The organism is Sphaerisporangium melleum, from assembly GCF_014646695.1.
GTDB classification, from domain to species: domain Bacteria; phylum Actinomycetota; class Actinomycetes; order Streptosporangiales; family Streptosporangiaceae; genus Sphaerisporangium; species Sphaerisporangium melleum.
Genome location: NZ_BMNT01000016.1, coordinates 1 through 13,799, shown reverse-complemented (window position 1 = coordinate 13,799; position 13,799 = coordinate 1). Strand labels below are relative to the sequence as shown.

Here is a 13,799-nt window from a genome sequence, read left to right as displayed (position 1 = left end):
GTCAGGGATGAAGGCCGTTGTCGGAGAACGAGGTGTTTTCTATCCCCGAAAGAGTACATTTCTGCAGAAGGTTCGCCTTTTAGGGTGTGCATTTATCGCTGGTTCCGGACAAAACGACGGCGCCTGTCCGGCTCGAAGCCCCGGTCAGGCGGTGACGGACTGCTCGCGGCGGGCGCGCTCGGCCCGGGCGTGCTCGTCGGTTCGCGCGTCGTAGGCGCGGAAGCGCGGAAGCACGGCGGCCGTCACGGCGACCGCGGCGACGCACAGCAGCCCTCCGGCACCCAGGGAGAAGCGGGCGCCTCCATAGGCCGCCATCAGACCGGCGCGGGTGTCACCGAGCATCGGCCCGGTGGAGTAGGACAGCAACTCGATGCCGGCCAGCCGCCCGCGGTACTCGTCGGGGATGGTCTGGTTCCAGATGATCCCGCGGAACACGCCGCTGATCATGTCGGCGCCGCCGGCGACGGCCAGCAGGGCGGCCATCAGCCAGATGTTCGGCATGACCGCGGCGAGGGCGACCCCGGCGCCCCACACCGCGGCCGCGATGATCACCGCCCTGCCGTGCCGGTGGATGTGCGCGGTCCAGCCCGAGGTGGCCGAGGCGATCATCGAGCCGACACCACCCGCGGCGTACAGCACGCCGAGGGCCGCGGGGGCGTGCAGTTCGTCGGCGAGGAACGGGAACAGCGCGTTGGAGAAGGCGAACGCCATGGCCGCGATGTCCACCAGGTAGGTGCCCATCAGGTCGGGACGCCGCGTGGCGTACCGCACTCCCTCGATCAGCGAGCGCAGCGAGGCCGGGGTGTGTTCTCCCAGGCGGGGCACCGGGCGCACCCGCAGGAGCAGCAGCAGGGAGAGCAGGAAGGATGCGACGTCGATGCCGTAGGCGGTGGCCGGGCCGAAGGCGATGACGACGAGGCCGCCCGCGGCCGGGCCGATGATCATGCCGGCGTTGCGCGCCAGGCCCTGGATCGCGAAGGCCGCGCCCATCTGGTCCAGCTTGAGGACGCGATTGATGATCGCCTGCTCGCTCGGCCCGCGCAGGCTGGACAGGCCCGCCGCGAGCCCGGCCAGGACGTACAGCCCCGGGACCTGGGCTCCGGGCGGGAGCAGCACGGCGTTCAGCAGGAGCAGCGCGGTGGCCGCGCACAGTCCGAGCTCGGACAGCACGACGATCTTGCGCCGGTCGAGCGCGTCGGCGATCGCCCCGCCCCACAGCCCGAACACCACCATCGGCGCGAACTCCGCCAGACTGACCAGGCCGACCGCCACGTAGGAGCCGGTGAGCTGCTTCATCTGGTAGGGCACGGCCACCATGGTCAGCACGCTGCCGAGCATGGTGATCAGGCTGGAGGAGAACAGCAGCCGGAACTCCCGCGAGTCGCGCAGCGGGCTCATGTCCAGGCGCAGGCGCAGCAGCAGGGTCTTCAGGGACGGCAATGGGCTGGTCGGCACAGGCGGCAAGTGTGAATGCCCGTCCCGGCCTCCGGCAACCGGTTTTCCGCCGCGCCCACGGTCGCCCGGGCTGCTCGCCCACCCGCTCGCCGCGAAGCCCACGCGGCGGGGGGGACGGCACATCCTGTTCCGGGCCGGCGGCCGCCGGGCTCACAGGCCGAGGGTCTCCTTGCGCAGATGGGTCTTGAGGATCTTGCCGCCCGGGTTGCGGGGCAGTTCGGTCTCGCGGAACCAGAAGCGGACCGGGATCTTGAACGGGGCCAGTACGCCGTCCAGGAACCCCCGCAGCTCCTCCGCGTCCGCCGAGGCGCCCGGCCTGAGCCGCACGACCGCGCCGACCTGTTCGCCCAACTCCTCGTCCGGGATGCCGATCACGGCGGCGTCGTCCACTGCGGGGTGCTCGAACAGCGCCGCCTCCACCTCCGCGCAGTAGACGTTCTCGCCGCCGCGGATCACCATGTCCTTGGCCCGGTCCACGATGTAGACGAAGCCGTCCTCGTCCACCTTGGCGAGGTCGCCGGTGTGCAGCCAGCCGTCGATGAAGGTCTCCGCGGTCGAGTCCGGCCGGTTCCAGTACCCGGCGATCACGTTCGGCCCGCGCAGGCACAGCTCGCCGACCTGGCCCACCGGCACCTCTACGCCCAGCGGGTCGCGGACGCGTGCGTCGCACACCGCCAGAGGCAGGCCGATGCTGTCGGGCCTGGCCAGGTAGGTGGGCCCGCTGTTGTAGATGGCGAGGGCGGTGGTCTCGGTCATCCCGTATCCGTTGGACGCCTGGCGCCGGGGCAGCCGGTCACCGATGCGCTCCAGCAGCTTGGGCGGGGCGGGGGCGCCGCCGTAGCTGATGCCGCCGAGGCTGGAGATGTCGTGGTCGCCGAAGTCCGGGTGCGAGAGCAACTGCCAGGCGTTGGTCGGCACACCGGTCATGGTGGTGACCTTCTCGCGCTCGATGAGCCGCAGCGCCTGCCCCGGGTCCCACTTGTACATCAGCACCAGCCCGCCGCCGGTGAACATGGTCGGCGCCATCACCGCGAAGCAGCCGGTGGCGTGGAACAGCGGCACGGCGAGCAGGGTGATCCGCCGGGTCCCGGCGGCCGTGGACGGGTCCTTGCCGGCCAGGGCGACGCTGCGCAGCAGCGCGTAGGCGACGCTCATCGGCGACTGGCCGAGGTTGCGGTGGGTGCCGAGCGCGCCCTTGGGGCGGCCGGTCGTCCCCGAGGTGTAGAAGATCGTGGCCGGATCCTCGGGAGCCTGCTCGACCGGGGGCGGGGTCACCTCGGCGCGCACCTCGCCGAGGACATCGGTGAACGCGCGGGCCCCGGCCGGCAATGGGCCTGCGGCGCGGGTGACGATCATCGGCACTCCGGCGCCCTGCGCCCGCTCGGCCCGCTCACCGTCGGCGATGAGCACCTTGGCCCCCGAGTCGGACAGGCCGTACTCCAGCTCGGGGCCGGTCCACCAGGCGTTCAGCGGTACGGCGATCGCCCCGGCCGCGAGGGCCGCCGAGAACGCGACGACCCATTCGGGATAGTTGCGCATGGCGATGGCGACGCGGTCCCCCTTGGCGACGCCGTAGTCCTCGACCAGCCGGACCGCCAGGGTGGCGGCACGGCGGTAGTGCTCCTCGTAGCTGATCCGCTCGTCCTCGTAGACCAGGAAGATCTGCTCGCCGTGCAGGCGGCTGTTGTCCAGCAGGGCGCGGAAGGTCTCCGGGGCGTGCTTCCAGGTGCGGACCGTCGACCCGCGCACCTCGATCTCCTCCATTTCGAAGAGCTGGCCGGGTCCGGTGAGCTGTGCCTGTATCTGGTGAATCCGGCCGGGACTGACAGTCATACGCGCATACTCCCGGGGGTGAGGGCCTGCCTGGTGAATAGTGAGGATACCGACCGGTAGGTACGGATAACAGAGGAGTGCGCCGGCCGCCCCGGGCCGGGGGCCGTGCCCGGCGCCGCCCGCGCGGCTCATGATGAGGGTGTATGGAAGGGCGCAGGCCGATGGAGGCACCAGAACGAGGGTGGGGCTCGACTTCGGCCCTGGTCGTTTGCATGATGATTCCGGTGCGTGCATACTCTTTCCATCGAGGATTTATGAGGTTGAGTGCATGGTTATGCGAGGTGCATCGATGAAGGCGGCGGTCGCGGGAGCCAGTGGCTACGCAGGAGGCGAGCTGCTGCGCCTGCTCCAGGCCCACCCCGCCATCGAGATCGGCGCACTGACCGCCGGCTCCAGTGCGGGCGGCACGCTCGGCGAGCACCAGCCCCACCTGCCCGCCCTCGCCGGCCGTGTCCTGCTGGACACCACACCAGAGGTGCTCGCCGGCCACGACATCGTCTTCCTGGCCCTGCCGCACGGTCACTCCGCCGCCGTCGCCGCCCGGCTCGCCGAGCTCGGCGAGGACCCGCTCATCGTCGACTGCGGCGCCGACTTCCGGCTGGAGGACCCCGCAGCCTGGGCCGGCTTCTACGGCGGCGAACACGCCGGCACCTGGCCCTACGGGCTGCCCGAGCTGCCCGGCCAGCGCGAAGTGCTGCGCGGCACCCGGCGGATCGCCGTCCCCGGGTGCTATCCGACCGCCGCCACCCTCGCGATGTTCCCCGCCTTCGCCGCCGGGCTCGCCGAGCCCGATGTCGTGGTCGTCGCCGCGAGCGGCACCTCCGGCGCCGGCCGGTCGCCCAAGCCCCATCTGCTCGGCAGCGAGGTCATGGGCTCGGTCGGCACGTACGGCGTCGGCGGCGTCCACCGCCACATCCCCGAGATGGAACAGAACCTGGCCAAGGTCGCCGGCGCGCCGGTGCGGGTCTCCTTCACCCCGCTGCTCGCGCCGATGAGCCGCGGCATCCTCGCCACCTGCACCGCGCCCGCCACGCCAGGCCTCACCGCCGCGGCGCTGCGCGAGGCCTACGCCGCCGCGCTGAAGGACGAGCCCTTCCTGCGCCTGCTGCCCGAGGGCACCTGGCCCGCCACGGCCATGACCCTCGGCGCCAACACCGCGGCACTGCAGGTGACCCTCGACGAGCGCGCCGGCCGCGTGGTCGCCGTGATCGCCATCGACAACCTGACCAAGGGCACGGCGGGGGGCGCGATCCAAAGCGCCAACCTCGCCCTCGGCCTGGCAGAAGAACTCGGCCTTCCTCACAATGGAGTCGCCCCGTGAGCCAGCGCAGTCACCCGACCCACTCCGACCAGGCACCGGCGGAGGGACGGGCATGAGCGTCACCGCCCCCCTCGGCTTCCGCGCGGCAGGCGTCGCCGCGGGCCTGAAGTCCAAGGACGCCCGCGACCTGGCACTGGTCGTCAACGACGGCCCCTCGCGTGCCGCCGCCGGCGTCTTCACCCGCAACCGCGTCAAGGCCGCACCCGTCCTGTGGACCCAGCAGGTGCTCACCGGCGGACGGGTCAGGGCGGTGGTGCTGAACTCCGGCGGCGCCAACGCCTGCACCGGCCCCGCCGGGTTCCAGGACACCCATGCCACCGCCGAGAAGGTCGCCGGCGTGCTCGGCGACTCGGCCGGTGAGATCGCCGTGTGCTCCACCGGCCTGATCGGTGAGCGGCTGCCCATGGACGCGCTGCTGCTGGGCGTCGACTCCGCCGCCGCCCAGCTCTCCCGGGACGGCGGGCTGGCCGCCGCCGACGCGATCCGTACCACCGACACCGTCACCAAGATCGCCTTCCGCCGCGGCGAGGGCTACATGGCGGGCGGCATGGCCAAGGGCGCCGGCATGCTCGCCCCCGCCATGGCCACGATGCTCAGCGTCATCACCACCGACGCCGACGTCCCCGCGGCCGAGCTCGACCGCGTGCTGCGCAAGGCCGTCTCGGTGACCTTCGACCGGCTGGACACCGACGGCTGCATGTCCACCAACGACACCGTCCTGCTGCTGGCCAGCGGCGCCGCCGGCGTCGTCCCCGACCCCGCCGAGTTCGAGAAGAAGATCACCGAGGTGTGCGCCGACCTGGCCAGGCAGCTCCTGGTCGACGCCGAGGGCGCCACCAAGGCCATCGCCATCGAGGTCGTGGGCGCCGCGCACGAGGACGACGCGGTGACCGTCGGACGGGCGGTGGCGCGGTCCAACCTGCTCAAGTGCGCCATCCACGGCGAGGACCCCAACTGGGGCCGTGTTCTCGCCGCCGTCGGCACCACCGACGCGGTCTTCGAGCCCGACCGGCTCAACGTGGCCATCAACGGCATCTGGATCTGCCGGGGCGGCGCCGCCGGGGACGACCGCGCCAAGGTGGACCTGCGCCCGCGTGACGTCACCATCACCATCGACCTGTCCGCCGGGCCGCACAGCGCGACCGTGCACACCACCGACCTGACCGCCGAGTACGTCCACGAGAACTCGGCGTACTCGACATGACCGGGCTGCCCTCCGCCGCCGCGGCCGGCACCACCGGCCCGGTCCTCGTCGGCCCGCACGCCAAGGCCGCCGTCCTCATCGAGGCGCTGCCCTGGCTGGAGCGCTTCCGCGGCCGCACCGTCGTGGTCAAGTACGGCGGCAACGCCATGACCGACGAGGAGCTGCGCCGCGGCTTCGCCGACGACATGGTGTTCCTGCTGCACGCGGGACTGCGTCCGGTGGTCGTCCACGGCGGCGGCCCGCAGATCAACGCCCATCTCGACCGGCTCGGCATCGAGACCGGCTTCACGGCCGGGCTGCGGGTCACCACGCCCGAGGCCATGCAGGTCGTCCGCATGGTCCTCGTCGGCCAGGTCAACCGGGACGTCGTCGGGCTGATCAACCGCCACGGGCCGTTCGCCGTCGGCATGTCCGGCGAGGACGCCCACCTGTTCACCGCCGAGCGCAAGTACGCCGAGGTCGGCGGCGAGCGGGTCGACATCGGCCAGGTCGGCGAGATCGTCAAGGTCCTGCCCGGCGCGGTTCAGGCCCTGCTGGACGACGGCCGCATCCCGGTGGTCTCCTCCGTCGCCCGCGGCGAGGACGGCGAGATCTACAACGTGAACGCCGACACCGCCGCCGCGGCGCTCGCCGTGGCGCTGGGCGCCGGCAAGCTCGTCGTCCTCACCGACGTCGAGGGCCTGTACGCCGACTGGCCGCCCTCCGGCGACGGCGGCCCCACCAAACTGATCAGCCGGCTCACCGCCGGCGAACTCGCCGAGATGCTGCCCGCCCTGTCCAGCGGCATGGCGCCCAAGATGGAGGCGTGCCTGACCGCCGTCACCGGCGGCGTGCCGCAGGCACACGTGCTGGACGGCCGGGTGCCGCACGCGGTGCTGCTGGAGATGTTCACCGATGAAGGTATAGGGACCATGGTGCTGCCCGAGGAGGAGTCGTGAGCGAAGTCAGCGGGGCCGCAGTGTCCGCCGCCACCACCGGAGGCGACCTGCTCGGCGCGAGCGCCTCCTCGCTCACCGAGCGGTTCCAGGCGGCCTTCATGCCGAACTACGGCGTCCCGCCCGCCGTCCTGGTGCGCGGCGAGGGGTGCCACGTCTGGGACGCCGACGGCCGGCGCTACCTCGACCTGATCGCCGGCATCGCGGTCAGCTCGCTCGGCCACGGCCACCCGGCTCTGGTGCGCGCCGTCTCCGACCAGGCGGCCGTGCTCGCCCACAGCTCCAACCTGTTCATCAACGAGCCCGAGGTGCTGCTCGCCGAACGCCTGCTCGGCCTGCTGAAGGCGCCGGCCCGGGTCTTCCTCGCCAACTCCGGCACCGAGGCCAACGAGGCGGCGCTCAAACTCGCCCTCAAGCACGCCAAGACCACCGGCCGCACGTACTTCGTCGCCGCTGAGAACGGCTTCCACGGCCGCACCCTCGGCGCACTGTCGCTGACCGGCAAGGCGTCCATCCGCGACCAGTTCGGCCCCTTCCCGCTCGACGTCCGCTTCGTCCCCTACGGTGACGCCGACGCGCTCAAGCAGGCCGTCACCCCCGACTGCGCCGCCGTCTTCCTGGAGCCCACCCAGGGCGAGGCGGGAGTCGTGCCGCCGCCGGCCGGCTATTTCACCGCCGCCCGCGAAATCTGCGACGCCACCGGCGCCCTGCTCGTGCTGGACGAGATCCAGTCGGCCATCGGCCGCACCGGCCACTGGTTCGCCCACCAGAACGACGGCATCCTCCCCGACGTGCTCACCCTGGCCAAGGGCCTCGGCGGCGGCCTGCCGATCGGAGCCTGCGTCGGCATCGGCGACGCGGCCACGCTCTTCGCCAAGGGCGACCACGGCTCGACCTTCGGCGGAAACCCGGTCGCGGCGGCCGCCGCGCTGGCGGTGCTCACCACCATCGAACGTGACGGACTGCTCGGCCACGTCCGGGAAGCCGGCAGGCGGCTCGCCGAGGGCATCGCCGCCGTGGACCACCCGCTGCTGGCCGGAGTGCGCGGCCGGGGGCTGTGGCTGGCCGCCGTGCTCGCCGGTGACCGCGCCGCCGACGTCCAGGCCGCCGCCCAGCGGGCCGGGTTCCTGGTCAACGCCGTGCAGCCCGACGCCGTACGCCTCGCCCCACCCCTGGTGATCGGCCTGGACGACATCGACTCCTTCCTCGCCGCGTTCCCGGCGATCCTGTCGGAGGTGGCCGCATGAGCGGTGTGATGCAGGCAGCGGGCACCGGGGGGTCGGCAGGTGCGGCAGGAGCCGGCCCGACCACCGTCCGGCACTTCCTGCGCGACGACGACCTCGCCCCCGCCGAGCAGGCCGAGGTGCTCGACCTCGCCGAGGCGATGAAGCGCGACCGCCACGGCCACCGCCCCTTCGAGGGCCCGAGGACCGTCGCCGTGCTGTTCGACAAGCACTCCACCCGCACCCGGGTCTCCTTCGCCGTCGGCATCGCCGAACTCGGCGGTCACCCCCTGGTCATCGACGCCGCCGGCTCGCAGATGGGCCGCGGCGAGCCCATCGAGGACACCACCCGCGTCCTCGAACGCATGTGCGCCGCGATCGTGTGGCGCACAGCGGGGCAGGAACGCATCGAGGCCATGGCGTCGGTGTCCGCCGTCCCGGTCGTCAACGCGCTGACCGACGAGTTCCACCCCTGCCAGGTGCTGGCCGACCTGCTCACCGTGCGTGAACGGTGCGGACGGCTGGCCGGGCTGACCTTCGCCTACTTCGGGGACGGCGCCAACAACATGGCCCACTCCTACCTGCTCGGCGGCGCCACGGCCGGCATGCACGTGCGCGTGGCCGCCCCGGCCGGTTATCACCCCGACCCCGCCGTCCTCGCCCGCGCCGCCGACATCGCCGCCGGCACCGGCGGCTCGGTGACCGTGCTGACCGACCCCGCCGCGGCCGCGGCCGGCGCCCACGTCCTGTCCACCGACACCTGGGTGTCCATGGGACAGGACGGCAAAGAGGAGCGGGTCGCCGCGCTCGCGCCGTACCAGATCAACGCCGCGCTGCTCGCTTCGGCCGCCCCGGACGCCTTCGTGCTGCACTGCCTGCCCGCCTATCGCGGCATGGAGGTCACCGCCGAGGTGCTGGACGGCCCGCGGAGCGCGGTCTGGGACGAGGCCGAGAACCGCCTGCACGCCCAGAAGGCACTGCTCCACTGGCTGGTGACCCGATGACGGTCCCGCTGACCAAGGCGGGCCGCCTCTCCAAGATCGCCGAGCTGGTCAACCGGCACAAGGTGCGCTCCCAGCCCGAACTCGCCAGGCTCCTGGCCGAGAGCGGGGTGGAGGTCACCCAGGCGACGCTCTCGCGCGACCTGGACGAGCTGGGCGCCCTCAAGCTGCGCGCCGACGACGGCACCCTGGTGTACGCGCTGCCCGGCGAGGGCGGCGCCCGCATCCCCCTGACCCGCACCGGGGCCGGCGCCGAGACCCCGGCCGCCAGGCTGCGCCGGGTGGCCGAAGAGCTGCTGGTCTCCGCCGACGCGTCGGCGAACCTGGTGATCGTGCGCACCCCGCCCGGCGCCGCGCAGTTCCTCGCCTCGGCCCTCGACCACGCCGACTGGGAGTCGATCCTCGGCACGGTCGCGGGCGACGACACCATCCTCGTGATCAGCCGGGACCCGATGGGCGGCGCCGCGCTGGCGCATTCCCTGCTCAGGCTGACCGAGCGACGCGGCCAGTCGGCGTGAGGCCGCTCGAAGCGCCGGCCCGGACAGCTCCGGGCCGTGCACAACAGGAATGACGACCTCTCTTCGAATACCTTTCGAAGATCGTCACGGCGCGGGACGGTCGTCCCGGCCGGCGGCGGGCGATTCGGCTAGGGTCGCGGATTGACGTGTTGAGATCTCGGGAAGAGGAGAACGGTGGCTGAGGGTGGCAAGCCCATGCGGCTCTGGGGCGGCAGGTTCGAAGGCGGTCCGGCGGACGCGCTGACACGGCTCTCGGTGAGCGTGCAGTTCGACTGGCGGCTCGCGCCCTACGACCTGCTCGCGTCGCGGGCGCACGCCCGCGTGCTCCACCGCGCCGGGCTGCTGAGCGAGAGCGAGCTCGAGCGCATGCTCGCGGCACTGGACGACCTCGAAGGGGCGTGCCGGTCGGGCGAGTTCCGGCCGACGGTCGCCGACGAGGACGTCCACACGGCGCTGGAGCGCGGCCTGCTCGAACGCCTCGGCGCGCTCGGCGGCAAGCTGCGCGCCGGCCGCAGCCGCAACGACCAGGTCGCCACCGACCTGCGCCTGTACCTGCGCGACAACGTCCGGTACCTGGTGTCCCGGCTGGTCGAGCTGGAGACGGCGCTGATCGGTCAGGCCGAGGAGCACGCGGCCACCGCCGCTCCCGGCATGACCCACCTGCAGCACGCCCAGCCGGTGTCGTTCGGCCACCAGCTCCTCGCCCACGTCCACGCCATCGCCCGGGACGTCGACCGGCTGCGCGACTGGGACCGCCGCGCCGCCGTCTCCCCGCTCGGCGCCGGCGCGCTCGCCGGGTCCTCGCTGCCGCTCGACCCGCAGGCCGTCGCCCAGGAGCTCGGCTTCGACTCGGCCGCGCCCAACTCCATGGACGCCGTCGCCGACCGCGACTTCGCCGCCGAGTTCCTGTTCTGCGCGGCCCTCATCGGCGTCCACCTCTCGCGCCTGGGTGAAGAGATCGTCCTGTGGGCCTCCCAGGAGTTCCGCTGGATCGAGATGGACGACGCCTACTCCACCGGCTCCTCGATCATGCCGCAGAAGAAGAACCCGGACGTCGCCGAGCTGGCCCGCGGCAAGTCCGGCCGGCTGATCGGCGACCTGACGGCCCTGCTCACCACGCTCAAGGGACTGCCGCTCACCTACAACCGCGATCTGCAGGAGGACAAGGAGCCGGTCTTCGACGCCGTCGACACCCTGCTGCTGGTGCTTCCGGCCGTCTCGGGGCTGGTCTCCACCATGCGGGTCAACACCGCGCGTCTCGAGGCCTCCGCGCCCGACGGCTTCGCCCTGGCCACCGACCTGGCCGAGCTGCTGGTGCGCAAGGGAGTGCCCTTCCGCGACGCCCACGAGGCCGTCGGTCACCTGGTGGTGTGGTGCCAGGTCAACGACACCACCCTCGACCGGCTCACCGAGGAGGACCTCGCCAAGATCTCCCCGCACTTCGCCGCCGGCGAGAAGGACGGTGGCGATGTCCCCGGCCCGCTGGAGGTGCTGAACGTCCAGGGGGCCCTCGCCGCGCGCAAGGCGTACGGCGGCACCGCACCCGACCGCGTCCGCGACCAGATCACGGCGCTCCGCGAGATCGTCGACGGCCAGGCGGCGTGGGCGAGCGGATCGTAGCCGGGCAGGAGTCCGGCAGCGGCGGGCCGATCACCGTGGCGGGCCCGGCGGCGCAGGCCGGCGGGCGCGTCCTGGACCGTGCGTTCTTCGACCGGCCCGCCCCCGAGGTCGCGCCTGAGCTGCTCGGGCGTGTCCTCGTCCACGGCCCGGTCGCCGTACGCCTCACCGAGGTCGAGGCGTACGGCCCGCCCGGAGAGGATCCGGCCTCGCACACCTACCGCGGGCGCACCCCGCGCAACGCGGTGATGTTCGGCCCGCCCGGGCATCTCTACGTGTACTTCACCTACGGCATGCACTACTGCGCCAACTTCGTGTGCCTGCCCGAAGGGCTGGGCTCAGGGGTGCTCCTGCGCGCCGGCGAGGTGATCTCCGGCGTCGAGACCGCCCGCACCCGCCGCCACCGTCCCGGCACGGCCGGGCCGCTCACCGCGCCCGGCCGGGCGGTTCCCGCGCGCGACCTGGCCCGCGGTCCCGCCCGGCTCGCCGTGGCCCTTGGCATCGGCCGGGAGCACAACGGCGCCGACTGCTGCTCGGAGTCGGCGCCGGAGGGCCTGCTGGTGCTGGAAGGCGACCCCGCCGGCGCCGGGTCGGTCCGCTCCGGCCCGCGCACCGGCGTGTCGTCCGCCGCGGACATCCCGTGGCGGTTCTGGATCGACGGCGACCCGAGCGTCTCGCCCTACCGCAAGCACGTGCCCCGCACCCGTCCCACCTGAGATCCGCGGCGCGGGGCCCATGCGCCTTTCGAGTGGCGGAGTGGTGCGATGATCGGGCAGGCTGTAGGCACGGCGAAAGCCGCACTCTCATCCCAACCGGCAACGACAACGAAGGCCAGGATCGTGACCGACATCCTCGACGACCTTGCGTGGCGCGGCCTGATCGCGCAGTCCACCGACATCGACGCCCTGCGGACGGCGATGAGCGAGGGTCCGATCACGGTCTATTGCGGGTTCGACCCAACAGCCCCCTCCTTGCACGTCGGCAACCTCGTCCCGCTGCTCACGCTCACCCGCATCCAGCGGGCCGGCCATCGCGTCATCGGCCTGGTCGGCGGGGCGACCGGCCTCATCGGCGACCCGAGCGGCAAGAGCGAGGAACGCTCGCTCAACTCCACCGAGGTGGTCGCCGAGTGGGTGCGGCGCATCCGCGTCCAGGTGGAGAAGTTCATCGACTTCTCCGACCCGGAGGGCGCCACGCTGGTCAGCAACCTCGACTGGACGGCCGGGCTGTCGGCGATCGACTTCCTGCGCGACGTGGGCAAGCATTTCCCGGTGAACCGCATGCTCGCCCGCGAGTCGGTCTCGGCGCGGCTGGCGGGGGAGGGGCTGAGCTACACCGAGTTCAGCTACCAGATCCTCCAGTCGAACGACTACCTGGAGCTGTACCGCCGGCACGGCTGCTCGCTGCAGATCGGTGGCAGTGACCAGTGGGGCAACATCACCGCCGGGTGCGACCTGATCCGGCGGGTCGAGGGGGCTCACGTCCACGCGCTGACGGTGCCGCTGATCACCAAGGCCGACGGCACGAAGTTCGGCAAGACGGCCGGTGGGGCGGTCTGGCTCGACGCCGAGCTGACCTCGCCGTACGCCTTCTACCAGTTCTGGCTGAACTCCGACGACCGGGACGTCGTGAAGTTCCTGAAGATCTTCAGCTTCCGGTCGCGCGACGAGATCGAGGCGCTGGAGAAGAGCGCATCCGAGCGCCCCGCGGCACGTGAGGCACAGCGGGCGCTGGCGGAGGAGTTCACGACACTGCTGCACGGAGCCGACGAGTGCGCCGCCGTGATCGCGGCGTCCAAGGCATTGTTCGGCCAGGGGTCACTGGAGGAGCTGCCCGAACGCACCCTCGCCGCCGCGCTGGCCGAGGTGCCCCATGCCACCGTGCCCGCGCTCGGCGCTTCGTACGTGGACCTGCTCGCCGACAGCGGCCTGGCCGAGAGCAAGTCGGCCGCCCGGCGCTCGGTGAAGGAGGGCGGTGCCTACCTCAACAACGTGCGCATCACCGACGAGGCGTACGTCCCGACCGCTGACGACCTGCTGCACGGCCGCTTCCTGGTGCTGCGCCGCGGGAAGCGCTCGGTCGGTGGTGTCGAGGTGGCGGCCGGTTAGGGCGGTCGTCCCGCGCCGGCCCGCCTTCGAGCGGTCCGCGCGCCGGCGCACATAACGTGATCTTGAATGCGGCCTCGGCACACCTCGTGGGTGCCGGGGCCGTCGCCGTTCTCGGGTAACAGTCTTGTAGCGGATGAGTGAGACTTTCTGACTACGCAGGCTGAGCTGGTGGTGGATCCGGGGAATCGATTTGACGGAGCTCCCGACGCCGCTTAATGTTCTGTCTCGCCCCAGGGAACGGCGGGCTGCCGCAGAGGCGCCTGACTCCCGGGCAATCCGACCGACACACTCACGGAACCCCGTCTCACGACGGAGGGGCCGGTTTGATGTGTCGCCCTCGCGAGATCGGCTCGAACCTCTGCTGGTTCGGTTTGGCATCGCGTGGACGATCGAGTACGTTACTCGGGTTGCTCTGGCAACGGGGCAGTGAACTTCAGCGGTTTTTGAGGTTTACCGGCAGATCACAGCGATTTGACGGAGATCGACGGAAACTGGTAAAGTTCACAACACAACGAAATGAACGCCCCGGCCGGGGCCGGACCTCTTAAAGGGTCGGTTTCCGGGTGGTGTACGCGTCCGTTTCT

Annotated in this window: 11 protein-coding genes; 9 read left to right on the top strand and 2 right to left on the bottom strand. The window is 72.0% G+C overall.

The annotated features are described in order from the left end of the window. Window positions 1–144: 144 nt before the first annotated feature. Together IEY93_RS15590 and IEY93_RS15585 are read right to left on the bottom strand one after the other, a co-directional pair. Window positions 145–1,455: an MFS transporter gene (locus IEY93_RS15590; RefSeq protein WP_229691165.1), complete on the bottom strand. Its 1,311-nt coding sequence runs from the start codon at window positions 1,453–1,455 to the stop codon at window positions 145–147. Between the two features lie 150 nt (window positions 1,456–1,605). After that, window positions 1,606–3,288 carry a class I adenylate-forming enzyme family protein gene (locus tag IEY93_RS15585; protein ID WP_189163782.1) on the bottom strand — a complete coding sequence of 561 codons (1,683 nt, stop codon included), beginning with the start codon at window positions 3,286–3,288 and terminating at the stop codon, window positions 1,606–1,608. 289 nt (window positions 3,289–3,577) lie between these two features. Between IEY93_RS15585 and argC the strand changes: the two genes are divergently transcribed. The 9 genes from argC (at window position 3,578) to tyrS (ending at window position 13,215) form a co-directional block, all read left to right on the top strand. Then, window positions 3,578–4,609, top strand: coding sequence for an N-acetyl-gamma-glutamyl-phosphate reductase (gene argC, locus IEY93_RS15580; protein ID WP_189163781.1), 1,032 nt, complete (start codon window positions 3,578–3,580; stop codon window positions 4,607–4,609). A gap of 52 nt (window positions 4,610–4,661) precedes the next feature. Continuing rightward, window positions 4,662–5,813, top strand: coding sequence for a bifunctional glutamate N-acetyltransferase/amino-acid acetyltransferase ArgJ (gene argJ, locus IEY93_RS15575; protein WP_189163780.1), 1,152 nt, complete (start codon window positions 4,662–4,664; stop codon window positions 5,811–5,813). Further along, a complete protein-coding gene (argB, locus tag IEY93_RS15570; protein ID WP_189163779.1) occupies window positions 5,810–6,751 on the top strand; it encodes an acetylglutamate kinase in 942 nt (313 codons plus the stop codon). Before argJ ends, argB begins: the two co-directional genes overlap by 4 nt. Window positions 6,752–6,771: 20 nt before the next feature. Beyond that, complete coding sequence (locus IEY93_RS15565; protein ID WP_372444502.1) at window positions 6,772–7,995, top strand: acetylornithine transaminase; 1,224 nt, start codon at window positions 6,772–6,774, stop codon at window positions 7,993–7,995. 8 nt (window positions 7,996–8,003) lie between these two features. Then, a complete protein-coding gene (argF, locus tag IEY93_RS15560) occupies window positions 8,004–8,975 on the top strand; it encodes an ornithine carbamoyltransferase (RefSeq protein WP_189163899.1) in 972 nt (323 codons plus the stop codon). Then, entirely contained in the window at window positions 8,972–9,490 is a 519-nt protein-coding gene (locus tag IEY93_RS15555; protein ID WP_189163778.1) for an arginine repressor, read from the top strand. Before argF ends, IEY93_RS15555 begins: the two co-directional genes overlap by 4 nt. Before the next feature lie 195 nt (window positions 9,491–9,685). Then, window positions 9,686–11,110, top strand: coding sequence for an argininosuccinate lyase (gene argH / locus IEY93_RS15550; protein ID WP_189163898.1), 1,425 nt, complete (start codon window positions 9,686–9,688; stop codon window positions 11,108–11,110). After that, on the top strand, window positions 11,092–11,823 hold the full coding sequence (locus tag IEY93_RS15545) for a DNA-3-methyladenine glycosylase (protein ID WP_229691164.1): 732 nt from the start codon (window positions 11,092–11,094) through the stop codon (window positions 11,821–11,823). Before argH ends, IEY93_RS15545 begins: the two co-directional genes overlap by 19 nt. A 123-nt stretch (window positions 11,824–11,946) precedes the next feature. Then, the gene (gene tyrS / locus IEY93_RS15540; protein ID WP_203968613.1) at window positions 11,947–13,215 is read left to right on the top strand and encodes a tyrosine--tRNA ligase; all 1,269 of its coding nucleotides are present in this window, start codon (window positions 11,947–11,949) and stop codon (window positions 13,213–13,215) included. The last annotated feature ends 584 nt before the right edge of the window (window positions 13,216–13,799 follow it).

Excerpts from the sequence above, each read along its gene's own strand:
- IEY93_RS15585 (WP_189163782.1), bottom strand. The coding sequence starts at position 3,288 with ATGACTGTCAGTCCCGGCCGGATTCACCAGATACAGGCACAGCTCACC.
- argC (WP_189163781.1), top strand. The coding sequence starts at position 3,578 with ATGAAGGCGGCGGTCGCGGGAGCCAGTGGCTACGCAGGAGGCGAGCTG.
- argJ (WP_189163780.1), top strand. The coding sequence starts at position 4,662 with ATGAGCGTCACCGCCCCCCTCGGCTTCCGCGCGGCAGGCGTCGCCGCG.
- argB (WP_189163779.1), top strand. The coding sequence starts at position 5,810 with ATGACCGGGCTGCCCTCCGCCGCCGCGGCCGGCACCACCGGCCCGGTC.
- argF (WP_189163899.1), top strand. The coding sequence starts at position 8,004 with ATGCAGGCAGCGGGCACCGGGGGGTCGGCAGGTGCGGCAGGAGCCGGC.
- IEY93_RS15555 (WP_189163778.1), top strand. The coding sequence starts at position 8,972 with ATGACGGTCCCGCTGACCAAGGCGGGCCGCCTCTCCAAGATCGCCGAG.
- argH (WP_189163898.1), top strand. The coding sequence starts at position 9,686 with ATGCGGCTCTGGGGCGGCAGGTTCGAAGGCGGTCCGGCGGACGCGCTG.